21 protein-coding genes are annotated in these 22350 nt (G+C 62.0%); 18 read left to right on the forward strand and 3 right to left on the reverse strand.

Annotated features, from left to right (window positions below; genetic code table 11):
* Positions 1 to 49: 49 nt before the first annotated feature.
* From B0G83_RS09500 to B0G83_RS09530, 7 genes are all read left to right on the forward strand, one after another.
* Positions 50 to 571: an OmpH family outer membrane protein gene (locus tag B0G83_RS09500; RefSeq protein ID WP_176061444.1), complete on the forward strand. Its 522-nt coding sequence runs from the start codon at positions 50 to 52 to the stop codon at positions 569 to 571.
* Positions 572 to 696: 125 nt separating this feature from the next.
* Positions 697 to 1839: a UDP-3-O-(3-hydroxymyristoyl)glucosamine N-acyltransferase gene (gene lpxD / locus B0G83_RS09505; RefSeq protein WP_105507158.1), complete on the forward strand. Its 1143-nt coding sequence runs from the start codon at positions 697 to 699 to the stop codon at positions 1837 to 1839.
* Between the two features lie 201 nt (positions 1840 to 2040).
* Positions 2041 to 2505, forward strand: a complete 465-nt coding sequence (gene fabZ, locus B0G83_RS09510; RefSeq protein WP_035546182.1) for a 3-hydroxyacyl-ACP dehydratase FabZ — start codon at positions 2041 to 2043, stop codon at positions 2503 to 2505.
* Between the two features lie 93 nt (positions 2506 to 2598).
* Complete coding sequence (gene lpxA / locus B0G83_RS09515; RefSeq protein WP_105507159.1) at positions 2599 to 3387, forward strand: acyl-ACP--UDP-N-acetylglucosamine O-acyltransferase; 789 nt, start codon at positions 2599 to 2601, stop codon at positions 3385 to 3387.
* Between the two features lie 3 nt (positions 3388 to 3390).
* Positions 3391 to 4560 (forward strand): lipid-A-disaccharide synthase, encoded by a 1170-nt coding sequence (gene lpxB, locus B0G83_RS09520; protein ID WP_105507160.1) that lies wholly within the window; start codon positions 3391 to 3393, stop codon positions 4558 to 4560.
* Entirely contained in the window at positions 4557 to 5312 is a 756-nt protein-coding gene (rnhB, locus tag B0G83_RS09525; RefSeq protein ID WP_105507161.1) for a ribonuclease HII, read from the forward strand. Before lpxB ends, rnhB begins: the two co-directional genes overlap by 4 nt.
* A gap of 74 nt (positions 5313 to 5386) precedes the next feature.
* On the forward strand, positions 5387 to 6175 hold the full coding sequence (locus B0G83_RS09530) for an RNA methyltransferase (protein WP_105507162.1): 789 nt from the start codon (positions 5387 to 5389) through the stop codon (positions 6173 to 6175).
* A gap of 84 nt (positions 6176 to 6259) precedes the next feature.
* Here B0G83_RS09530 and B0G83_RS09535 read toward each other — a convergent pair whose 3' ends face one another.
* On the reverse strand, positions 6260 to 7075 hold the full coding sequence (locus B0G83_RS09535; protein WP_035546174.1) for a pyruvate, water dikinase regulatory protein: 816 nt from the start codon (positions 7073 to 7075) through the stop codon (positions 6260 to 6262).
* A gap of 569 nt (positions 7076 to 7644) precedes the next feature.
* Here B0G83_RS09535 and ppsA point away from each other — a divergent pair.
* From ppsA to B0G83_RS09550, 3 genes are all read left to right on the forward strand, one after another.
* Positions 7645 to 10050, forward strand: coding sequence for a phosphoenolpyruvate synthase (ppsA, locus tag B0G83_RS09540; protein WP_105507163.1), 2406 nt, complete (start codon positions 7645 to 7647; stop codon positions 10048 to 10050).
* A gap of 180 nt (positions 10051 to 10230) precedes the next feature.
* Complete coding sequence (locus B0G83_RS09545) at positions 10231 to 10674, forward strand: NfeD family protein (RefSeq protein WP_105507223.1); 444 nt, start codon at positions 10231 to 10233, stop codon at positions 10672 to 10674.
* 78 nt (positions 10675 to 10752) lie between these two features.
* Complete coding sequence (locus B0G83_RS09550; RefSeq protein WP_105507164.1) at positions 10753 to 11691, forward strand: SPFH domain-containing protein; 939 nt, start codon at positions 10753 to 10755, stop codon at positions 11689 to 11691.
* 141 nt (positions 11692 to 11832) lie between these two features.
* Here B0G83_RS09550 and smpB read toward each other — a convergent pair whose 3' ends face one another.
* Positions 11833 to 12279 carry an SsrA-binding protein SmpB gene (smpB, locus tag B0G83_RS09555; protein ID WP_035546168.1) on the reverse strand — a complete coding sequence of 149 codons (447 nt, stop codon included), beginning with the start codon at positions 12277 to 12279 and terminating at the stop codon, positions 11833 to 11835.
* Positions 12280 to 12379: 100 nt separating this feature from the next.
* Here smpB and B0G83_RS09565 point away from each other — a divergent pair, with 100 nt between their 5' ends.
* Together B0G83_RS09565 and B0G83_RS09570 are read left to right on the forward strand one after the other, a co-directional pair.
* Positions 12380 to 12817 (forward strand): type II toxin-antitoxin system RatA family toxin, encoded by a 438-nt coding sequence (locus B0G83_RS09565; RefSeq protein WP_035546166.1) that lies wholly within the window; start codon positions 12380 to 12382, stop codon positions 12815 to 12817.
* Complete coding sequence (locus B0G83_RS09570; RefSeq protein ID WP_105507165.1) at positions 12814 to 13146, forward strand: RnfH family protein; 333 nt, start codon at positions 12814 to 12816, stop codon at positions 13144 to 13146. Before B0G83_RS09565 ends, B0G83_RS09570 begins: the two co-directional genes overlap by 4 nt.
* A gap of 35 nt (positions 13147 to 13181) precedes the next feature.
* On the opposite strand, the gene B0G83_RS09575 is transcribed toward B0G83_RS09570, so the two are convergent.
* A complete protein-coding gene (locus B0G83_RS09575; protein WP_105507166.1) occupies positions 13182 to 14159 on the reverse strand; it encodes a DMT family transporter in 978 nt (325 codons plus the stop codon).
* Between the two features lie 292 nt (positions 14160 to 14451).
* Here B0G83_RS09575 and guaB point away from each other — a divergent pair, with 292 nt between their 5' ends.
* From guaB to B0G83_RS09605, 6 genes are all read left to right on the forward strand, one after another.
* Positions 14452 to 15912: an IMP dehydrogenase gene (gene guaB, locus B0G83_RS09580; RefSeq protein WP_105507167.1), complete on the forward strand. Its 1461-nt coding sequence runs from the start codon at positions 14452 to 14454 to the stop codon at positions 15910 to 15912.
* A gap of 6 nt (positions 15913 to 15918) precedes the next feature.
* Positions 15919 to 16668 (forward strand): hypothetical protein, encoded by a 750-nt coding sequence (locus B0G83_RS09585; RefSeq protein WP_105507168.1) that lies wholly within the window; start codon positions 15919 to 15921, stop codon positions 16666 to 16668.
* A 129-nt stretch (positions 16669 to 16797) separates the two neighbouring features.
* Entirely contained in the window at positions 16798 to 18381 is a 1584-nt protein-coding gene (gene guaA / locus B0G83_RS09590; protein WP_105507169.1) for a glutamine-hydrolyzing GMP synthase, read from the forward strand.
* Between the two features lie 646 nt (positions 18382 to 19027).
* Complete coding sequence (locus tag B0G83_RS09595) at positions 19028 to 20290, forward strand: MFS transporter (protein WP_105507170.1); 1263 nt, start codon at positions 19028 to 19030, stop codon at positions 20288 to 20290.
* 35 nt (positions 20291 to 20325) lie between these two features.
* Positions 20326 to 20871, forward strand: a complete 546-nt coding sequence (locus tag B0G83_RS09600; protein ID WP_105507171.1) for an MFS transporter — start codon at positions 20326 to 20328, stop codon at positions 20869 to 20871.
* A 284-nt stretch (positions 20872 to 21155) separates the two neighbouring features.
* Entirely contained in the window at positions 21156 to 22082 is a 927-nt protein-coding gene (locus B0G83_RS09605) for a LysR family transcriptional regulator (RefSeq protein ID WP_105507172.1), read from the forward strand.
* Positions 22083 to 22350: the final 268 nt, after the last annotated feature.

A 22350-nucleotide genomic window follows, 5' to 3' on the forward strand; every position in this document is an offset into this window, starting at 1 on the left:
CACCCCGGCGGTGGGCGGCTGGCCTAATTACAGAATCGAGAGGATGACTTTGCTAACCGGTATGTTTTCGAAACGTGTGGCATGCGCGCTGGCGCTGGCAATGACCTTGGGTGTCGGGGTAGCGCACGCGCAGGAAGCCCGGATCGCCGCAGTGAACTCCGACCGGATCCTGCGGGAATCCGCTGCCGCGAAGGCCGCGCAGGTCAAGCTTGAAGCCGAGTTCGCCAAGCGCGACAAGGATCTCGCGGACATGGCGCAGAAGCTGAAGACCCTGTCGGATTCGCTCGACAAGAACGGTGCGTCGATGTCGGTGGCCGATCGGGCGCAAAAGCAGCGCGATCTGTCGCAACTGGACACGGACTTCCAGCGCAAGCAGCGCGAATTTCGCGAAGATCTGAACCAGCGCCGTAACGAAGAACTGGCGGCCGTGCTTGACCGCGCGAACAAGGTAATCAAGCAGATCGCCGAGCAGCAGCACTACGACCTGATCGTTCAGGAAGCGGTGTATGTCAGCCCGCGCATCGATATCACGGACCAGGTGCTCAAGGCGCTGGCCGCGTCGGGCAATTGAAGGCGCAAGCGCCGGGCGTTGGCTCGCGAGTGGGTAGTTTTCCTACGTCGCGCACGATCATTGCCCGGTGGCAGCAAAGACTTAGAACTGACAAGTTGGACTGAACTGCAGGAGACTGGATAGGCATGGCATTTACGCTTGAGGACATCGTCCAACGGTTCGGCGGTGAAGTCGTCGGAAACGGTTCGCAGCGCGTCGGTAGTCTCGCACCGCTCGACCAGGCCGGTCCCGACCAACTGGCGTTCCTCGCCAATCCGAAATACCTGTCGCAGGTCGAGACGACCCGCGCGGGCGCGGTGTTGATCAATGCCGCCGATCTCGCCAGGCTGGCTCCCGGCAAAAGCCGTAACTTCATCGTCACGCCGAATCCTTACGCTTACTTCGCGCGCGTCGCGCAGACCTTCATCGACCTCGCGGCGCCCAAGGTTGCGCCGGGTGTGCATCCGAGCGCCACGATCGATCCGTCCGCGCAGATTGCCGCGAGCGCGGTGATCGGCCCGCACGTCACGGTGGAAGCCGGCGCGGTGATCGGCGAGAACGTGCGGCTCGGCGCCAATGTGGTGATCGGCCGTGGCACGCGGATCGGCGCCGGTTCGCAGCTGTACCCGAACGTAGTGGTGTACCACGGCTGCAAGCTCGGTGAGCGCGTGATCGTGCATGCGGGCGCCGTGATCGGCTCGGACGGTTTCGGCTTCGCGTCTGATTTTGTCGGCGAAGGCGAGGCGCGTACCGGTAGCTGGGTCAAGATTCCGCAGGTCGGCGGTGTGTCGATCGCGAACGACGTCGAGATCGGTGCGAACACTACGATCGACCGTGGCGCGATGGCCGACACGATCATCGAAGAGTGCGTGAAGATCGACAACCTCGTGCAGATCGGCCATAACTGCAAGGTTGGCGCGTACACGGTGATCGCCGGTTGCGCGGGCATTGCGGGCAGCACGACGATCGGCCGTCATTGCATGATCGGCGGCGCGGTCGGTATCGCCGGCCATGTGACGCTCGCCGATTACGTGATCGTCACTGCGCAGTCCGGTGTATCGAAGTCGTTGTCGAAGCCCGGCATGTACACCAGCGCGTTTCCGGCCGTGAATCACGCCGACTGGAACAAAAGCGCGGCGTTGCTGCGCAATATCGGCAAACTGCGCGACCGTATCAAGGCGCTCGAGAACGCCGCGAGCGGCCAGCCGGCGGCTGTTGCAAACACTACGGCGAACGCATCGTCGAATGCAACGGATAACCCGGCAGCAAGTCATTCCGCAAGCGAGTAAGGCTGAGCCCGCGAAGTAATTCGCCGGGCGGCTGGCCGGCACCGCGTAAAATGGCGGGCTAGCATCAGAAGCAACGTCGGTTGCCGTGACCGGGTGGCACGGCCGCCGGGTCAGGGCGAGCGCCGGCAGCACGCGTTACCAACCCACCTGCACCAGCATTCGCAGTCATCATCGCGCAGTCAATGCGTGAGCAGAAACACCATGAGCACCGAAAAAATCAATCTCGACATTCATAAGATTCTCACGCTGCTGCCACATCGCTACCCGATCCTGCTGGTTGATCGGGTGCTCGAACTTGAGCCGCACAAGCGCATCAAAGCGTTGAAGAACGTGTCGATCAACGAGCCGTATTTCCAGGGGCATTTCCCGACCCGTCCGGTCATGCCCGGCGTGCTGATCCTCGAAGCGCTGGCCCAAACCGCGGCGCTGCTGACGTTTTCGGAAGAGCCGAGCGATCCGTCGAACACGCTGTACCTGTTCGTCGGCATCGACAATGCGCGCTTCAAGCGCGTGGTGGAACCGGGCGATCAGTTGATCCTGAACTGCACGTTCGAACGTCATATGCGTGGCATCTGGAAGTTCAAGGCGCGCGCCGAAGTGGATGGCGTGGTGGCGGCGGAAGCCGACCTGATGTGCGCGGTGCGGCACACGGACAAGGACGCTTAAGTCAGCGTCCGGTCAGCCCGTGGCTCGATGCCGGCAAAGCCGGCGTCGCCGGGGCCCATCCAGACAACGCAACAGAATCAGAAGCGAGGACGCATGAGCAGGATTCATCCCACTGCGATCGTCGAACCGGGCGCACAAGTCGACGAGTCCGTCGAAATCGGACCGTATGCCGTGATCGGTGCACATGTGACGATCGGCGCACGGAGCACGGTCGGCTCGCATAGCGTGATCGAAGGTCACACCACGCTTGGCGAAGACAACCGGGTCGGCCACTACGCATCGGTCGGCGGCCGTCCGCAGGACATGAAGTACAAAGACGAGCCGACCCGGCTCGTGATCGGCAACCGCAACACGATCCGCGAATTCACCACGATCCACACCGGCACGGTGCAGGACGCGGGCGTCACCACACTCGGCGACGACAACTGGATCATGGCGTACGTGCACATCGGGCACGACTGCCACGTCGGCAATAACGTCATTCTGTCCAGCAACGCCCAGATGGCCGGCCACGTGACGATCGGCGACCATGCGATCGTCGGCGGCATGTCGGGCGTGCATCAGTTCGTGCGCATCGGCGCGCACTCCATGCTGGGCGGTGCGTCGGCGCTGGTGCAGGACATTCCGCCGTTCGTGATCGCCGCCGGTAACAAGGCGGAGCCGCACGGTATCAACGTCGAAGGGCTGCGCCGCCGCGGCTTCTCGCCGGATGCGATTTCGGCGCTGCGCTCGGCCTATCGCGTGCTGTACAAGAACGGCCTGTCGCTTGAAGAAGCGAAGGTGCAGTTGCGCGAACTGGCCTCCGCGGGCGGCGACGGCGACGAACCCGTGCAGACGCTGCTCGCGTTCATCGAAATGTCGCAACGCGGCATCATCCGCTAACCGATGGCATTGCAACCCAATCCGCTGCGCGTCGCGATGGTGGCCGGCGAACCGTCCGGCGACCTGCTCGCGGCGTCGCTGCTCGACGGTCTCGCGAGCCGTCTGCCCGCCGGCACGCAGTACTACGGAATCGGCGGCCCGCGCATGATCGCCACGGGTTTCGACGCCCACTGGCCGATGGACAAGCTGACCGTGCGCGGCTATGTCGAAGCGCTGCGGCATATTCCCAGCATTCTCGCCGTCCGTAACGAACTGAAGCGCCAACTGCTGGCGGAGCCGCCGTCGGTATTCGTCGGCGTGGACGCGCCCGATTTCAACTTCGGGCTCGAGCATGCGTTGCGCGACGCCGGCATTCCGACCGTTCACTTCGTCTGTCCGTCCATCTGGGCGTGGCGCGGCGGGCGCATCAAGAAGATCGCCAAGGCGGTCGACCACATGCTGTGCGTGTTCCCGTTCGAAACCGCGCTGCTCGAGAAAGCGGGCGTCGCGGCGTCGTACGTGGGGCATCCGCTGGCCGACGAGATTCCGCTCGTACCCGACACGCTCGGCGCACGCCGCGCGCTCGGTCTCGCGGAAGACGGTCCGATCATCGCTGTGCTGCCGGGCAGCCGGCGCTCGGAGATCGATCTGATCGGCCCGACGTTCTTCGCGGCGATGGAAATGATGCAACACCAGGAGCCCAGCGTGCGCTTCGTGATGCCGGCGGCCACGCCGGCCTTGCGCGAGATGCTGCGGCCGCTGGTCGACTCGCATCCGGGTCTCGCGCTGACGATCACCGACGGCCAGTCGCAACTGGCCATGACCGCGGCCGACGCGATCCTCGTGAAGAGCGGCACCGTCACGCTGGAAGCCGCGCTGCTGAAAAAGCCGATGGTGATCTCGTACAAGGTGCCCTGGTTGACTGGTCAGATCATGCGCCGCCAGGGCTATCTGCCGTACGTGGGTCTGCCGAATATTCTGGCGGGCCGTTTCGTCGTGCCGGAAATCCTGCAGCATTTCGCCACGCCGCAAGCGCTGGCCGAGGCCACGCTGAAACAGTTGCGCGACGAAGGCAACCGGCGCACGCTGACGGAAATCTTCACGGAGATGCATCACGTGCTGAAGCAGAATACGGCGCAGCGTGCGGCGGAAGTCGTGGCGAACGTCATCGAAAAACGTAAGGCGCGGCCGTGACCAATGCGCGCACACCGCGTCGCAAGGCCGTGGCAGGCGCCGCGGCGGAGCAGGTCGGCCTGAACTTCGAGACGCCGGACGACATCGTCTGCGGCGTCGACGAAGCCGGGCGTGGCCCGCTGGCCGGTCCGGTGGTCGCGGCGGCGGTGATCTTCGACCCGTCGAAGCCAATGATTCGCGGCCTCGACGATTCCAAGGTGCTCACCGCGAAAAAGCGCGACGAACTGTACGACAAGATCGTCGACCGGGCGCTGGCGTACTGCATCGCGTCGGCGAGCGTCGAGGAAATCGATTCGCTGAATATCCTGCACGCCACCATGCTGGCCATGAAACGCGCGGTGGAAGGTCTCGCCGTCGTGCCGACGCTGGTTAAGATCGACGGGAATCGCTGCCCGACGCTGAGCGTGCGCAGCGAGGCGGTGATCGGCGGCGACGCGCTCGTCAAAAGCATTTCGGCGGCGTCGATTCTGGCTAAAGTCACACGCGACCGCATGCTGCTCGAATTGCATCAGCGCTTTCCGGTGTACGGATTCAACGCCCATGCCGGCTACGGCACGCCGCAACACCTCGCGGCGCTGCGCGAACATGGGCCGTGCGAGCATCATCGGCGCTCGTTCGCGCCGGTGCGCGAGGCGCATCTGCGCTTCGGCACGGCCGCACGTCTGCCCGCGGGTGACATCGTCGTCGTGCCCGTCGCGCTGACCGACGCGATAATCGACGACGACGCCTTCGGCGAACGCAGCGGCATCTGATTTTCAGTGAGCGCCGCGCGCGACACCACGGCGCGTCGTTCATTCTTTCCTCATTCTCACTGTCTTCGCTGCCTGTGAAAGCCATCACCTCGCGGGACAATCCGCTCTACAAACGTCTCAAGGCATTGGCTGGCTCGACGCATCAACAGCGTCGCGGCGGCCAGGCGCTGCTCGAAGGGTTTCATCTCGCGAGCGCGTTTCTCGACGTTGCCGGGCAGCCGGAAATATGCGTGGTCACCGACGGCGCGCTGGCCCACGACGAAGCGCGAGCGATCGTCGCGCGCGTCGAAGAACATCGCGTCGTGACGCTGCCGGATGCGTTATTCGGGCAGTTGTCGAACGTCTTGCATGGCGTGGGGATTCTGCTGCTGGTCGACAAGCTCGATCCGCCGCTGCCCGACAAAGTCGCGCAGACCTGTCTGGTGCTCGACGGCGTGCAGGACGCCGGTAACGTCGGCTCAATTCTGCGCAGCGCGGCGGCGGCCGGCATTCAGCAGGTGTTCTGCGCGCCGGGCACGGCGTACGCGTGGTCGTCGAAAGTCTTGCGCTCGGGCATGGGCGCGCACTTCCTGTTGCAGATTCACGAGGACGTCGAAGCGTCGTCGCTGATTGAGCGCCTCGCGGTGCCGATCGTGATTACGGATTCGCACGGCGCCGAAGCGATCTACGACTGCAATCTGAGCGGACCGCTCGCGTGGGTGTTCGGCAACGAGGGGGCGGGCGTGTCGCAGATCTGGCGCGACGCCGTTTCAATGCGGGTGACGATTCCCCAACCGGGCGGCATGGAGTCGCTCAATGTGGCGGCTGCGGCAGCGGTTTGCGTGTTCGAGCAATGCCGCCAGCAGCGCGGAAGCGAACGCTGACGCTGACGCGCCTGAGGATGGTGCTCGCGTGGGCCGCATCAAGCACCCACGTCGACCACGGGCTTCAGCGTCTCGGCCAATCGCTCAATAAGCCTGCCGATCCAGCTTGATTTCCTGCAGGATCGTCGTCGCGATCTCTTCGATCGACTTGTGCGTCGACGACAACCACTTGACGCCTTCGCGCCGCATCATCGCTTCGGCTTCGTTGATCTCGTAACGGCAGTTTTCCGGCGCGGCGTACTTGCTGCCCGGCCGGCGCTCGTTCCGAATCTCGGAAAGCCGCTGCGGGTCGATCGACAACCCAAACATCTTCTGACGATGCGCGAGCAAGGGCGTAGGCAGCTTGCCGCGTTCGAAGTCTTCGGGAATCAGCGGGTAGTTCGCTGCCTTGACGCCGTATTGCATGGCCAGATACAGGCTGGTCGGCGTTTTGCCGCTGCGCGACACGCCGACCAGAATCACGTCGGCGTCGGCGAGATTGCGGTTCGATTGACCGTCGTCATGCGCGAGCGAAAAGTTGATCGCCTCGATGCGGTTCTTGTACTCCTCGGTGTCCGCGTTCTGGTGGCCACGGCCCATGGCGTGGCTCGACTTCAGTTCCAGTTCCTGTTCGAGCGGCTCGACGAAGGTCTGAAACATGTCCAGCACCAACGCGTTCGAGCCTTTGACGATCTGGTTCGACGCGCTGTCCACGAGTGTGGTGAACACGATCGGACGGCGGCCGTCTTGCGCGATCGCCTCGTTGATTTTTTCGAGCGTGGCGTAGGCTTTTTCCGTCGAGTCGACGAAGGGCACGCGAACCAGACGGAATTTCTGGTCGAACTGGGAAAGGATCGAATGCGCGAAGGTTTCGGCAGTGATCCCGGTCCCGTCGGAGACGATGAATACGGTGGGCGGCATCAGTGGGGCTGGGGAACGTGAGCGAAAAATAGCGCTCGAATAAAACATCGCCGCGCGGATCTCGCTGCCCGGTGGCTAACCGGTGTGTGCGGCGGATCGGCACGGCGCGCCGTGGGCACCACAATTGCGTCCGGATGACGGTGGGGCCTCGCAAAGGCCCGCTGGCCGGTCCGGCGCGCGTTTCGAGGCGCAATTCTCGTCCGACAGTCACATTTTGAGAGTCGGCACGGTAGAATAGCGGCAACCTGTTGGATAAGCAATTGCAGGCGATTGGCGTCTAACTTACCGTGAACGGTCGTTCAACGCGTCGCCTTCGGTCGGTAACGTGCGGTGAATGTGGTGGATTGATCGGTAAAATCGTCCATTCGCGTTCTTCGTCGCGCATCCGGCCATTTGCACATTTGCGGCATCTCCGCGGCGCTTTTTTACCGCCCGCGGCTGCTTGCCGAGCTGTGCCGCGATTGCTTCTCCAACAGGTTGTGCAAGACGCGAAAGCACGCTCCCAATGGGCGTCTCGCGTTCGAGCCCACTTGCACAGCCGTGAATTTCTTTCACACTTAGGGGCTTGTATGACTAACGTAGTTACCGTCGCAAAGGACAAGGCGTATGTAGTTCCGTTCGAGCAGTTGCGAATGACCGACGTGGAAATTGTCGGTGGCAAGAACGCGTCGTTGGGCGAGATGATCAGTCAACTCGCCGAAGCCGGCGTGCGCGTGCCCACCGGTTTCGCCACCACGGCGCTGGCATTCCGTGACTTCCTGAATCACAACAATCTGACCGAACGCATCGCCAAACGTCTCGAGACGCTCGACGTCGACGACGTGAAGGCGCTCGCCGAAGCAGGCAAGGAGATCCGTCAGTGGATCGTCGACGCGCCGATGCAGCCGCAGCTCGAAGCGGATATCCGCGCAGGTTTCGACACCCTGCAAAACAGCTCGCCTGAAGAGCTGTCGTTCGCCGTGCGTTCGTCGGCAACGGCGGAAGACCTGCCGGACGCCTCGTTCGCGGGTCAGCAGGAAAGCTATCTCAACGTGGTCGGCGTCGAAGACGTGCTCGATCGCATGAAGCACGTGTTCGCGTCGCTGTACAACGACCGCGCTATCTCCTATCGCGTCCACAAGGGCTTCACGCATGCTGAAGTCGCGTTGTCGGCGGGCGTGCAGCGCATGGTGCGCTCGGACGTCGGCGCGGCCGGCGTGATGTTCACGCTGGACACCGAATCGGGCTTCAAGGATGCCGTGTTCATCACGTCGAGCTACGGCCTGGGCGAAACGGTGGTGCAGGGCGCCGTGAACCCGGACGAGTTCTACGTCTTCAAGACCACGCTCGCGCAGGGCAAGTACCCCATCATCCGTCGCTCGATCGGCTCGAAGCTGATCAAGATGGAATTCACCAAGGCGGGCGAAGAAGGCCGCGTGAAAACCGTCGACGTGACGCACGAGCAGCGCAACCGTTTCTCGATCACCGACGAAGACGTGATCGAGCTCGCGAAATACGCCGTCATCATCGAAAAGCACTACGAGCGTCCGATGGACATCGAGTGGGGCAAGGACGGCCGCGACGGCAAGATCTTCATTCTGCAGGCGCGCCCGGAAACGGTGAAGAGCCAGGCCGCGGGCAAGGCCGAGCAGCGCTTCAAGCTGAAAGGTCAGTCGAACGTGCTGGCCACGGGCCGCGCGATCGGCCAGAAGATCGGCGCGGGTCCGGTGCGCGTGATTCACGATCCGTCGGAAATGGACCGTGTGCAACCGGGCGACGTGCTGGTCGCCGACATGACCGACCCGAACTGGGAGCCGGTCATGAAGCGCGCGTCCGCAATCGTCACGAATCGTGGCGGCCGGACCTGCCACGCGGCCATTATCGCGCGTGAGCTGGGCGTGCCGGCGGTGGTCGGTTGCGGCGACGCGACCGACGTGCTGAAGGAAGGCGCGCTGGTCACGGTTTCCTGCGCGGAAGGCGACGAAGGCAAGATCTACGACGGCCTGCTCGAAACCGAAATCACCGAAGTGCAGCGCGGCGAGCTGCCGCCGATTCCGGTGAAGATCATGATGAACGTCGGCAATCCGCAACTGGCTTTCGACTTTTCGCAACTGCCGAACGCAGGTGTGGGTCTGGCGCGGCTAGAGTTCATCATCAATAACAACATCGGCGTGCACCCGAAGGCGATTCTCGAGTACCCGAACATCGACCAAGACCTGAAAAAGGCCGTGGAAAGCGTCGCGCGCGGTCATGCGTCGCCGCGTGCGTTCTACGTCGACAAGCTGACCGAAGGGATCGCGACGATTGCCGCAGCGTTCTATCCGAAGCCCGTGATCGTGCGTCTGTCGGACTTCAAGTCCAACGAGTACAAGAAGCTGATCGGCGGTTCGCGCTACGAGCCGGACGAAGAAAACCCGATGCTGGGTTTCCGTGGCGCGTCGCGCTACATCGCCGACGACTTCGCCGAAGCGTTCCAGATGGAATGCATCGCGCTGAAGAAGGTGCGCGAAGAGATGGGTCTCGACAACGTCGAGATCATGGTGCCGTTCGTGCGCACGCTGAAGCAGGCGGAACGCGTGATTGGGTTGCTCGGCAAGTTCGGGCTGAAGCGCGGTGAAAAGGGCCTGCGCCTGATCATGATGTGCGAAGTGCCGTCGAACGCGATTCTCGCCGAAGAATTCCTGCAATTCTTCGACGGTTTCTCGATCGGTTCGAACGACCTGACGCAACTCACGCTGGGCCTCGACCGCGACTCGGGTATGGAACTGCTGGCCGTCGATTTCGACGAACGCGACCCGGCCGTCAAGTTCCTGCTGCAGCGCGCGATCGAAACCTGCCTGCGCCTGAATAAGTACGTCGGCATTTGCGGCCAGGGTCCTTCGGATCACCCGGACTTCGCGCAATGGCTGACGGACGAAGGCATCGCGTCGATCTCGCTGAACCCCGACTCGATCATCGAGACGTGGAAGCAACTGGCGGCGTCGGCGAAGCAGTAAAACGCCTGATGCATGCCGCTTCTTAAGCGGCATGCATAGTGTGCGGGAGGGTGCGGCAAAGTGCGCGTAAAAAGCGCGTCAAAAGCTTGTCAAAGAGTGTCGCAGCGTCCGTTCGATGCACCAGCTTCGTGCTATAAACACCCCGGTAGATCCGGGGTGTTTTGCTTTGTGGAGGTCGATGTGGCGCCAGGTGGATTGTTCTGGTGGATCGGGGCGGGGGTGCTGGTCGTGCTGGAGTTGATCAGCGGTACGTTCTATCTGTTGATGATTGCGCTGGGCTTCGTCGCGGCGGCCCTCGCGCACATTGCGGGCGCGCCCGCCGATCTGCAATTCGCGGTGGCGGCGGGCGTGGCGCTGGCTGCGGTGCTGTTGCTGCGCCGCTCGCGTTTCGGCCGCAGAACGCGCAAGGACGCCTCGCACAACCCGGACGTCAATCTCGACATCGGCCAGACCTTGACCGTCGACGCCTGGCAGGCGCGTCGCGCGCGCGCCAACTATCGCGGCGCCGCGTGGGACATCGAACTCGCGCCGGGCGAACCGGAAGATGCCCATCTTTATGAAATCACCGCGCTCAACGGCAGTTGTCTTGTCGTCGTCGCCAGCAGGCGGGCGGCGGGCACCTGAGCGCATGCCGCGTTCAAGCCGTCGCCGCCGAGTTTTTCAGCTTCACGCAACCCATCGAGTACGGACCGGAGAATAACAATGGATGTATCGACCATCGTCGCGGTGGTAGTACTGATCATCGTGATCGTCACGGCGGCGCAGACGCTCAAGATCGTGCCGCAGCAACATGCATGGGTGCTCGAACGGCTCGGGCGTTATCACCGTACGCTTACGCCGGGTTTGAGCTTCGCGTTTCCGTTCGTCGACCGGATCGCGTACAAGCACATCCTCAAGGAAATCCCGCTCGAAGTGCCGAGCCAGGTCTGTATCACGCGCGACAACACGCAGTTGCAGGTGGACGGCGTGCTGTACTTTCAGGTCACGGATCCGATGAAGGCGTCGTACGGATCGAGCAACTTCGTGTTCGCGATCACGCAGTTGTCGCAGACCACGCTGCGTTCGGTGATCGGCAAGCTGGAGCTCGACAAGACGTTCGAGGAGCGCGACTTCATCAACCACAGCATCGTGTCGTCGCTCGACGAAGCCGCGTCGAATTGGGGCGTGAAGGTGCTGCGCTACGAGATCAAGGATCTGACGCCGCCCAAGGAGATTCTCCACGCCATGCAGGCGCAGATCACCGCCGAACGCGAGAAGCGTGCGCTGATCGCGGCGTCCGAGGGCCGCAAGCAGGAGCAGATCAATATCGCGTCCGGCGGGCGTGAGGCGGCGATCCAGAAGTCCGAGGGCGAGCGGCAGGCGGCGATCAATCAGGCGCAGGGGCAGGCGTCGGCGATTCTGGCCGTGGCCGAGGCCAATTCGCAGGCCATTCAGAAGATCGCGGCGGCGATCCAGTCGAACGGCGGAATGGAAGCGGTGAACCTGAAGGTGGCCGAACAATACGTGAACGCGTTCGGCAATCTGGCCAAGCAGGGCACCACGCTGATCGTGCCGGGCAATCTGGCGGATATGAGTTCGATGATCGCATCGGCGCTGACGATCGTGAACAAAGGCAAGGGCGGTGTGACCGAGGCGCGCTGAGCCGTTTGATCACTAGGTCAGACCAAAAAAATGGCCCGCTCGAGCGGGCCATTTTTTTGAATCGTCACGTCGCAGCCAAGGCGCGGCGAAGCGGAGGCGTGGCAAATCCGCGCAGTCGCGCCCGCACCAGTGCCTGCGAGTTCAGCCGGGCGAACGCATCAGGCGCGCCTTCTCGCGCTCCCAGTCGCGTTTCTTCTCGCTCTCGCGCTTGTCGTGCTGCTTCTTACCCTTGGCCAGCCCGATCTCGCATTTGACGCGGCCGCCCTTGTAGTGGAAGTTCAGCGGCACGAGCGTGTAGCCGCGCTGCTCGACCTTGCCGATCAGTTTGCTGATTTCTTCGCTATGCAGCAGCAGCTTGCGCGTGCGCACCGGATCTGGGTGGATGTGGGTCGAGGCTTCGGGCAGCGGGCTGATGTGCGTGCCGATCAGAAACAGTTCGTTGTCTTTGATCACAACGTAACCTTCCTTGATCTGGCCGCGCCCGGCGCGCAGCGCCTTGACCTCCCATCCTTCGAGCACGAGCCCTGCTTCATAGCGTTCTTCGACCGAATAGTCGTAGAAAGCTTTTCTGTTGTCGATAATGCTCATGAATGGAAAGTGCCCAACTCGTTTAAAATCACGATTTTAGCAAAGCGGGGCAAGGAAAGCCCGCCGCGCTTGTCCACCCTTGCCACGCGCTGTTCAATTTATGGCAGATGTCCAGAAAACCGTGTTGATCCGCCATTCGGCGGAACAGATGTTCGACCTCGTCACCGACGTCGCCGATTACCCCAACTTCCTGCCCTGGTGCGGGGGTGTCGAAATCCGCCGTCAGGACGAAAACGGCATGGAAGCGAAGATCGATATCAACTTCAAGGGCATCAAGCAGCATTTCGCCACGCGTAACAGCATGGAGCGGCCCACGCGCATCGATATGGAATTCGCCGATGGCCCGTTCCGCAAGTTCACCGGCTTCTGGCGTTTCACGCCGCTGCGGGCGGACGCCTGCAAGATCGAATTCGCGCTGCACTACGAATTCACCAACATCATTCTCGAGAAGATCATCGGGCCGGTGTTTAGCCACATTGCCAACACCTTCGTCGAATCGTTCGTGAAGCGCGCCGACGTGCGCTACGGTAAGGCATGAGCGCGCGCTTGTCGATTGAAGTCTGTTACGCGCTGGCGGACGAGCAGGCGCTGATCGCCGTCGATTTGCCCGAGGGTGCCACGTTGCAGCAGGCGCTCGACGCGAGCGGCATCCTGCAGCGCTTTCCGCGCATCGATCTGACCACGCAGAGAGTGGGCGTGTTTGGCAAGATCAAGGCGCTGGACACGGTGCTGGCCGATCATGATCGCGTGGAGATTTACCGGCCGCTGCTGGTGGATCCGAAGCTGTCGCGGCAGCGGCGCGTCGAGAAGACCCGCAAGGCGGGTTCGATCGAGGGGCGACGCTGGCAGAACCGGGATTCGCGCTAGGCGACGTCGCCGCGCCGACTTCACCCCATCTCACCTCACGACGCAGGAGCCTGCGCCTTTTTCCCCAGCGGCGCCGCGCCGGACGAACCGTCGTCCGCATGCTGGCGCACCGACCAGCACACGCCCGCCACCAGCAGCAGAATCGCCGCCCACTCCAGCGGACGCGGCAGGCGCTGGTCGTAAATGAACGCGTAAAGCAGCGCGAACAGCGTCTCGAACACGATCATCTGGCCGGAAAGCGTGAGCGGCAAGCGCTTGGACGCGGCGTTCCAGAGCCCGTTGCCGAGCCACGAGGCGCCGATCGCGACCGCGAGATTCAGCAGCCAGAACAGATGCCAGCGGCCGTCCGCCAGCTCGCCCTGCGGGCCGCCTGAGGGCAGCACGGCCACCACCAGCCATAGCGCCGCGCCGAGCGCGCCGGTCACCACGCCCCACAGCAGCGACCATTCGTTGCCGCTGAAATGCGTCTGGCGCTGCAGATAACGGGCGTTTTCGACCGCGAACCAGGTCCAGCAGCCGAGCGCGCCCACCGCGCAGGCGAGCCCGATCAGCTTGGTGCCGATGCTTACGGGCGTGGCGTCGGCGACCGTGAAGACGTCGACATTGATGCAGACGATGCCGGCCATCACCATCGTAAGAGGCCAGGCGAGGCGGGTGAGCGGCACCGCGCCGTGGTCGCGCCGGCCGAGCAGCGTGACGGTGACCGGCAGCACGCCGACGATCAGCGACGCCGGCGCGATTCCGATCAGATGAACGGCGGCCGTGAGCAGCAGGTAGTAGAGCAGGTTGCCGGCCAGCGCCAGCTTCACCAGCGCGCCGAGATCCTCGCGGGTCAGGCGTTTGACGAGCGAACGCGCCATCGGCAGAGCGGCGGCCAGCGAGACGATGCCGTACATCGTGTAACGGCCGGCGCTCAGCAGCAGCGGCGAAAAATCGGGCAGCACGCGCGGCACCAGAAACACCATCCCCCATAAGGCCCCGGCCATTACTCCATATGCCACACCGCGCTGCATCGACTGCCCCTGCAAGAAAACTGGAATGGTCGGCAGAATAGCCGGTCAGGCCGCGAACTGTCTTGTTCGATTCTGCATTCGCCCATCGAATCACCGCTTTCGAGCCGCCCGGCGGCGCTTTGAGCCCGAACGCGCAAACGAAACCGGATCGAACCCGAGGCGAACGGAGAAGCGAAATCGCCGAGCCGTTTATCGCGAAAAAAATCGCCCGAAACTCGCTAAGCTGCTGTTCGTGCAGTGAAAACCGGGGAGGTATCGCGTATAATCTGCTTTTGCGCCTATAGGATTTGCCATGCGTCTGATCCAAACAGCACTCACGTTCGATGACGTGCTCCTCGTCCCGGCCTTCTCCGATGTTCTGCCGCGCGACACCAGCCTCAAGACCCGGCTGACCCGCAACATCTCCCTGAATATGCCGCTCGTGTCCGCCGCCATGGACACCGTCACCGAAGCCCGTCTCGCGATCGCGATGGCGCAAATGGGTGGCGTGGGCATCATCCACAAGAATCTCACGCCGGCCGAACAGGCGCGTGAAGTTGCCAAGGTCAAGCGCTTCGAATCGGGCGTCGTGCGCGATCCGATCACGGTGCCGCCGCAAATGAAGGTGCGCGACGTGATCGCGTTGTCGCAGCAGCATGGCATTTCGGGCTTCCCGGTCGTCGAAGGCGCGCAACTGATCGGTATCGTCACGAACCGCGACCTGCGCTTTGAAGAACGTCTGGACGAGCCGGTGCGCAACATCATGACGCCGCGCGAGCGCCTCGTCACCGTCAAGGAGGGCACGCCGCTCGCCGAAGCCAAGGCGCTGATGCACAGCCACCGCCTCGAGCGCGTACTCGTCATCAACGAGGCATTCGAACTGCGCGGCCTGATGACGGTGAAAGACATCACCAAGCAAACCGAACACCCGGACGCCTGTAAAGACGAGCACGGCAAGCTGCGCGCGGGCGCGGCGGTCGGCGTCGGCGCGGACAACGAAGAGCGCGTCGAGCTGCTGGTGCAGGCAGGGGTCGACGTGATCGTCGTCGATACCGCGCACGGCCACAGCAAGGGCGTGCTCGAGCGCGTCCGGTGGGTCAAGCAGAACTTCCCGCACGTCGAGGTGATCGGCGGTAACATCGCCACCGCCGCGGCGGCCAAGGCGCTCGTCGAATACGGCGCGGACGGCGTGAAGGTCGGTATCGGGCCGGGCTCGATCTGCACGACGCGGATCGTCGCCGGTGTCGGCGTGCCGCAAGTCACGGCAATCTCGAACGTGTCCGAAGCGCTGAAGGGCACCGGCGTACCGGTGATCGCCGACGGCGGCGTGCGTTTCTCGGGCGACGTCAGCAAGGCGCTGGCCGCCGGCGCGAACGCCGTGATGATGGGCAGCATGTTCGCCGGCACCGAAGAAGCGCCGGGCGACGTGTTCCTGTATCAGGGCCGTCAGTACAAGTCATACCGTGGCATGGGCTCGGTCGGCGCGATGAAAGACGGCGCCGCGGACCGCTACTTCCAGGACAACTCCGCGAACATCGACAAGCTGGTGCCGGAAGGCATCGAAGGCCGCGTCGCCTACAAGGGCTCGGTCAACGCGATCCTGTTCCAGCTGATCGGCGGCGTGCGCGCCAGCATGGGTTATTGCGGCTGCCGCACCATCGACGAGATGAACGACAAGGCCGAGTTCGTGCAGATCACGGGCGCGGGCTTGCGCGAGTCGCACGTGCACGACGTGCAAATCACCAAGGAAGCGCCCAACTACCACGTGGACTAAACGCCAATGAAGCCATTGCTGCGCGCTGTACTCATTCTCGATGCCTTGCTGCTGCTCGCGTTCGGCCTGCTGTTCCTGCTAACGCCCTGGACTTCGTTGTACAACGCGCTGCTTCTGGTGCAAACGCAGCCGGCGCTGGTCGGCCAGGCGTTTGGCGTGGCGCTGATCGGGCTCGCGTGGCTGGCTTTTCACGCGTCGATCGACGGGGCGTTGACCTCGACGGTCGCCAAGGTGGTCGGCCATGTGAACTGGCTGACCGGCGTGCTGATGCTGGTCTGGCTGCTCGGCTTGCATACGCCGGCGCTGACCGGTTTCGGGCAGATCGTCGCGGTGCTTACCGGTGTGGTGTTGCTGGTGATCGGTCTGGGCGGCGTGCGTTTGTCGGGCGCGGTCAGGCGGCGCGAGAAGGAGCGGCTGGTGGACGCGGCCGCTGCCGGGCGTGCTGAAAAGCAGGCCGCCAAAGACGCCGCGAAAGACGCTGCCAACCGGCGCGAGCCGGGTCGTGTGACGGCGGGTTTCCCGGCTTATCGCGCTGAGCCGGCAGTGGTGCCGGTCGTCGAGCCTGTTGCGCCGGCGGTGCCGGTTACGCGGCCGGTGGATACCGCTGCAACCGGCACGCTGCATTCGGCAGTCGATGAGCCCGCGTTGACGCCGTCCGAAAGGGCGGCGCGGGCCGATACCACCATCGCGCGCGAGGAAGCCCGTAACGCCGCCGCTGACGCGTCTGGCGCCCCCCGCCCGCCATTTCATGGCTGAGCTCGCGCCGCGCCCACGCCAGCCCGCATTCGCTTCACGCTCGTTCGTCCCCGTGGACCGCTTTGAATTCAACGCCGCGCCTTGCGCGCGGCATCTTATTTCCGCTCACTTTTGACACCGTCCGTTGCCATGCACGACAAGATCCTGATCCTCGACTTCGGTTCGCAAGTCACCCAACTGATTGCACGTCGCGTTCGCGAAGCCAACGTGTATTCGGAAATCCATCCGTACGACGTCGATGCGTCGTTCATTCGCGACTTCGCGCCGAAGGGCGTGATTCTGTCGGGCGGCCCGAGCTCGGTCACCGAAACCGACACGCCGCGCGTGCCGCAAGCGGTGTTTGAACTCGGCGTGCCGGTGCTCGGCATCTGCTACGGCATGCAGGCCATGGCCGAGCAACTGGGCGGCAAGGTCGAAAACGGCCATCTGCGTGAATTCGGTTACGCCGAAGTGCGCGCGCGCAACCATACGAGCCTGCTTGAAGGCATCAGCGACTTCACCACGCCGGAAGGTCACGGCATGCTGAAGGTCTGGATGAGCCACGGCGACAAGGTGCTGGAAATGCCGCCGGGCTTCGCGCTGATGGCATCGACGGAATCGTGCCCGATCGCGGCCATGGCCGACGAAGCACGCCATTTCTACGGCCTGCAGTGGCATCCGGAAGTCACGCACACCGTGCAGGGCCGCGCGATGCTCGAACGCTTCGTGCTGCAGATCTGCGGCGCGCAGGCCGACTGGGAAATGGGTAACTATGTCGACGAAGCCGTCGCGAAGATTCGCGAGCAGGTCGGTCAGGAGCACGTGATCCTGGGGCTGTCGGGCGGCGTGGATTCGTCGGTGGCGGCGGCGCTGCTGCATCGCGCGATCGGCGATCAGCTCACCTGCGTGTTCGTCGATCACGGCCTGTTGCGTTTGAACGAAGCCGAGCAGGTCATGGCCACGTTTGCCGACCACCTCGGCGTGAAGGTGATTCACGTCGACGCGAGCGAAGTGTTCCTGCGCAAGCTGACCGGTGTCACCGATCCGGAAGCGAAGCGCAAGATCATCGGCGCGGAATTCGTCGAGGTGTTCCAGACCGAAGCCGGCAAGCTCACGGACGCGAAGTGGCTCGCGCAAGGCACGATTTATCCGGACGTGATCGAATCGGCCGGTAAGGGCAAGAAGGGCGCGCAGACCATCAAGAGCCACCACAACGTGGGCGGCCTGCCTGAAACGCTCAACCTGAAGCTGCTCGAACCGCTGCGCGAACTGTTCAAGGACGAAGTCCGCGAACTCGGCGTGAAGCTCGGTTTGCCGCCGGCCATGGTGTATCGCCATCCGTTCCCGGGTCCGGGTCTGGGCGTGCGGATTCTCGGCGAAGTGAAGCGCGATTTCGCGGACCTGCTGCGTCGCGCGGACGCGATTTTCATCGAGACGCTGCGCACGACCATCGACAAGGAAACCGGCAAGTCGTGGTACGACCTGACGAGCCAGGCGTTCGCGGTGTTTCTGCCGGTGAAGAGTGTCGGCGTGATGGGCGACGGGCGCACGTATGAGTACGTGGTCGCGTTGCGTGCCGTGCAGACGCTGGACTTCATGACCGCGCATTGGGCGCATCTGCCGCATGAACTGCTGGGGCATGTGTCGAACCGCATCATCAATGAAGTGCGCGGGATCAACCGGGTGGTGTATGACATCTCGGGGAAACCGCCGGCGACGATTGAGTGGGAGTAATTTAGACTGCTCCCAAGTCGTTCCGGGAGTGCTGGTTTTTACTGTTTTTCCTTTAAAAAAACAGTGAATTATCGTCCAATGCGATCCGCTGTGATCTGGGCAATACCAAGAAGAAATGTCGGTACCGCTGACGGTATCGACATTTCCCGCTCGGACGTGTTCCTACCAGTAAAAATTGATAGTTGACGCGATTGGATCGGTATCCATAATGAAGTTACCCGCGTCGCAACACTCACACACCATCACCGGTCCATTGAACTGGCATCTCAGCTGATATATCGCGTCTGATTGGAGAGAAACTGTGCTCCGTCCATCTGTCACTTTCGTTCGTCCAGTGGCCAACACTCGTCGATTACCCCGAAATCGCTGCCCGACTTCATGAGCGTCGCTGCCGGCCTCACGTTAACGCAACCCGTGTAATCCAGGACTTTATTCGCCTGCAAGGCGAGGAGGGCGGTCGCGGATTAATGTCTGGATTCGATTGCGGAAGACCCCCGTTTTAACTTCCGCGTTGAGCGACACGCGGCAAGCAATATGAAAGCAATCAGTTTTTCTGATAGGTGAAATCGTAAGGTCGGCTCTACAGATCGAGATCGCCATCAAGTACCGTTGCCACCAAGATTAAACCCGTGGAGGCAACAAACAAATGTCCAAGCTGAACCTGAAACTGTTAGGCCCGTGCCTGCTCGCCATAGCAATCGATGCAATGGGATTCGGTCTTGTTTACCCGATCATGGCGGCGATTTTCTCCGATCCCCATTCCGGCATTATCTCGGCCGGCACCGACCTTCATTTGCGCAATTTCTATCTGGGATTAGGCTACGGCGTATATCCGCTTTGCATGTTTTTCGGATCGTCGCTAATGGGCGAACTATCCGATGGCTACGGCCGCCGCAAGATCCTGCTGCTGTGCATATTCGGCCTCGCGCTCAGCTATTTTCTGATGGCACTCGGTGCGCTGTTGCCAAGCATCGCGCTATTGCTGGTCGGCCGAGGTCTCAGCGGATTGATGGCCGGTTGCCAGGGTATTGCGCAAGCCGCCATTACCGACGTAAGTACGCCCGAAAACAAAGCGTACAACATGAGCATTATGTCGATCGCATTCAGCGCGGGCGTTATTGTCGGCCCCGTACTCGGCGGCATTACCTCGGATCGAACGATCCTACCGTTCTTCAATTACGGCACGCCGTTCATTCTGGTCGGCGCGCTCTCGGTGATCTGCGGATTCTGGACCTTCGGATACTACCGCGACACCACTTCCCCGAAAGCCGGCGCGCGGATCGATCTTCTGCTGCCGCTGCGAATCATCTACCAGGCCGGCACGCATCGCCGCGTCGCATTTCTTTCCCTCGTGTTCTTCCTGATGCAGGTGGGCTACGGGCTGTATCTGCAAACCATCATGCTGCTGCTGCAAACCCGCTACGGCTACACGAGTTCGCAGCTTGGGCTGTTCAGTGGCTTGATCGGCATCTGCTTTGTGTTCGGCCTGATGGTCATCGTGCGGTTGATGCTGAAACTTTGGGGCGTCGTCGAGATTGCCAAGATGGGGCTGCTGATCGCCGGTATCGGTCAGATCCTCTCCGCGCTGTTTCCTCATGAAGGCGCACTGTGGGCACTGGGCATGGTGGTCGGCTGCTTCGACATGGTGGCCTACACCACGATATACACCGCTTACTCCGATGCCGTCACCGAAGATCGGCAGGGCTGGTCGCTAGGCGTCGCGGGTTCAGTGATGGCGATCGCGTGGGTGGTGACCGGTTTCCTCACCAACCTGCTGCCGGTGCTGGGCGAACTGGGTCTGCTGATGGTCGGCGGTCTGAGTTTCATCCTGAGTTTCCTGATGATGATGGCCTACGGGCGGAAGTGGGGAACACAACCCACGCGTGTCCAATCGCGCGTCTACGAATAACGGGCCTCCCTAACCGACCCGACAGCGCGCGATGATTGTCGCCCGCTGAAAAGCAGGAACTGGCGCTGGCCACCACGCGTCGACGACCGGCGCCGCACGGCTTTGCCCAGGTCCTGAAAGACCCGATGATCTATCTGATGGCCGCTGCCTATTTCTGCATTATCGGCGGAATCTATCTGGTCAATTTCTGGTTGCCGGAGATGCTCAAGACGAGTGGTGTATCCGACGCCATGCCTTTGGGTTTTTATTCCGCCATTCCATTTATCACCGCGACAGTCGGTATGTTTCTGGTCGGCCGGAGTTCGGATCACAGTAAAGAACGCAGATGGCACAGCGCGATTCCGGCCCTGGTTAGTGCAGCGTCACTGGCGGCCGCTGCGATGACCAGCAATTCACTCGGTTTATTGCTCCTTTTTATCTCAATCGCCACCGCCGGTATGTGGATGGCTTATACCGTTTTCTGGAGTATTCCCTCTCGCTATCTAAAAGGCATATCGGCCGCCGGGGGGAAGCTTTCAGGCAAACCTTCTGCTGATGGTCGGCGTCATGGCCGTCGGCGCGTTTCTCCTCGCCGCGATTAGACCTTCGTCCTTTACGGTTGACGAAGAAAGCGCAAGGAAGATTTAGATATAAATAAATATAAACTAACTCATCCTTGCAAACGGCGAACGAAGAATCGATCAAAAATAAATAAAAATAGTCGACGCAAGGCTGGTGATGATATTCACTGAATCCTTGTGAGGTTCGTTAATTTTTCGCATAATGCATACCTTTACTGATGTCCCGCAAAGCGCATAGAACATGCGCAGGCCGTCTTGTCTCAATTACGAGGGTGATTCATCCTCTCCCCGCGACGAGTAAACCTATGGATTTGTTAGCGGCAATGCGCATTTTTGTGCGGGTGGTGGAGCGGGGTAATTTATCGAAGGCCGCAAGGGACCTCGGCCTCGGTCAACCCGCCGTCAGTGATCGTATCGAACGGCTCGAGCGGGATCTCGGGGTCAAACTTCTGCTCCGAAGCACGCGTGCCGTTTCCTGCACGGATGAAGGTTCGCTTTTCTATCAAAAGAGCAAAATCGTTCTTGAGGCGGCCGACGAAGCCCGATCCGCCGTCACGGTGGGCAATAAGGTTGTTCGTGGGCGAATCCGGATAGCCGCGCCGCACGGAATAGGGGAGGTCGTGCTTCCTGAAATCATTGCGCGTATCCGTGAACAGAACCCCCAGCTGCATTTCGACCTCGTATTGAATGACGAGGTTACCGATCCCGTGACAGAGGGCGTGGATATTTCGTTGAGACTCGGGCAGGTCGGCGACGGAAACTTTGTGGCGCGCCGTTTGGGGCATATTCGCCGCGTGCTGGTGGCGTCGCCCTCGTATGTCGAGAAACACGGCTTACCCGAAGAGCCGACGGACATCGTCGGGCATGCCTTCATTCGGGTGACCGGGTTATTCAATGACGGGCAACTCCGTTTTTTGCATCCGCCGAAATCGGTTCGACCGACTCCTATCACCATCGTCATCAGCACAAGTCATTGGCGGCCAATGTACGAACTGCTGCTCTGCGGTTCGGGAATCGGCGTACTCCAGGAACCGGTATGTGCCGAGGCGTTAGAGACGGGACGTCTGATCCGGTTATTGCCAACCTACGTGGTGCCGGGATTTGATTTGCATGCGCTGCTTCCGGTCACGCGACCTGTACCGTCGAAAACGCAAGTTGTGGTGAAGATGATCGAGGAATATTTGCCCGATGCGATCGCGCATCGACCCGTCGAGGTCGTGCTCAATGCGTGAGCGTGGATCCACGCTAGCGGCGGCAAAATCTTCATCTTGTTGGGTGGGATAGGTCGCGCGTGATCACCCCGCGGTGGGTTGAGATGGGTTCGGTTTAGTGGCCGGCACGGCGGATCACCTGACCCGCGTCGGGGGCTCGATGGTGGCGCGGTTGGCGATGCGCCGTTCGTCGAAGACGACGAGGTCGGCGCGGTACGTCATGAATATAGAGAGAAACGCGGCCAATTCATCGATTTTTCTTTGTGGTCGCGATACAGCGACTGGGGAG

The organism is Paraburkholderia sp. BL21I4N1, assembly GCF_002973525.1.
GTDB lineage: Bacteria > Pseudomonadota > Gammaproteobacteria > Burkholderiales > Burkholderiaceae > Paraburkholderia.

Excerpts from the sequence above, each read along its gene's own strand:
- B0G83_RS09595 (WP_105507170.1), top strand. The coding sequence starts at position 19,028 with ATGTCCAAGCTGAACCTGAAACTGTTAGGCCCGTGCCTGCTCGCCATA.
- B0G83_RS09570 (WP_105507165.1), top strand. The coding sequence starts at position 12,814 with ATGAGCGCGCGCTTGTCGATTGAAGTCTGTTACGCGCTGGCGGACGAG.
- B0G83_RS09605 (WP_105507172.1), top strand. The coding sequence starts at position 21,156 with ATGGATTTGTTAGCGGCAATGCGCATTTTTGTGCGGGTGGTGGAGCGG.
- smpB (WP_035546168.1), bottom strand. The coding sequence starts at position 12,279 with ATGAGCATTATCGACAACAGAAAAGCTTTCTACGACTATTCGGTCGAA.
- lpxD (WP_105507158.1), top strand. The coding sequence starts at position 697 with ATGGCATTTACGCTTGAGGACATCGTCCAACGGTTCGGCGGTGAAGTC.
- lpxA (WP_105507159.1), top strand. The coding sequence starts at position 2,599 with ATGAGCAGGATTCATCCCACTGCGATCGTCGAACCGGGCGCACAAGTC.
- B0G83_RS09585 (WP_105507168.1), top strand. The coding sequence starts at position 15,919 with ATGAAGCCATTGCTGCGCGCTGTACTCATTCTCGATGCCTTGCTGCTG.
- lpxB (WP_105507160.1), top strand. The coding sequence starts at position 3,391 with ATGGCATTGCAACCCAATCCGCTGCGCGTCGCGATGGTGGCCGGCGAA.
- B0G83_RS09565 (WP_035546166.1), top strand. The coding sequence starts at position 12,380 with ATGGCAGATGTCCAGAAAACCGTGTTGATCCGCCATTCGGCGGAACAG.
- fabZ (WP_035546182.1), top strand. The coding sequence starts at position 2,041 with ATGAGCACCGAAAAAATCAATCTCGACATTCATAAGATTCTCACGCTG.
- ppsA (WP_105507163.1), top strand. The coding sequence starts at position 7,645 with ATGACTAACGTAGTTACCGTCGCAAAGGACAAGGCGTATGTAGTTCCG.
- B0G83_RS09550 (WP_105507164.1), top strand. The coding sequence starts at position 10,753 with ATGGATGTATCGACCATCGTCGCGGTGGTAGTACTGATCATCGTGATC.
- guaA (WP_105507169.1), top strand. The coding sequence starts at position 16,798 with ATGCACGACAAGATCCTGATCCTCGACTTCGGTTCGCAAGTCACCCAA.
- B0G83_RS09535 (WP_035546174.1), bottom strand. The coding sequence starts at position 7,075 with ATGCCGCCCACCGTATTCATCGTCTCCGACGGGACCGGGATCACTGCC.
- guaB (WP_105507167.1), top strand. The coding sequence starts at position 14,452 with ATGCGTCTGATCCAAACAGCACTCACGTTCGATGACGTGCTCCTCGTC.
- B0G83_RS09575 (WP_105507166.1), bottom strand. The coding sequence starts at position 14,159 with ATGCAGCGCGGTGTGGCATATGGAGTAATGGCCGGGGCCTTATGGGGG.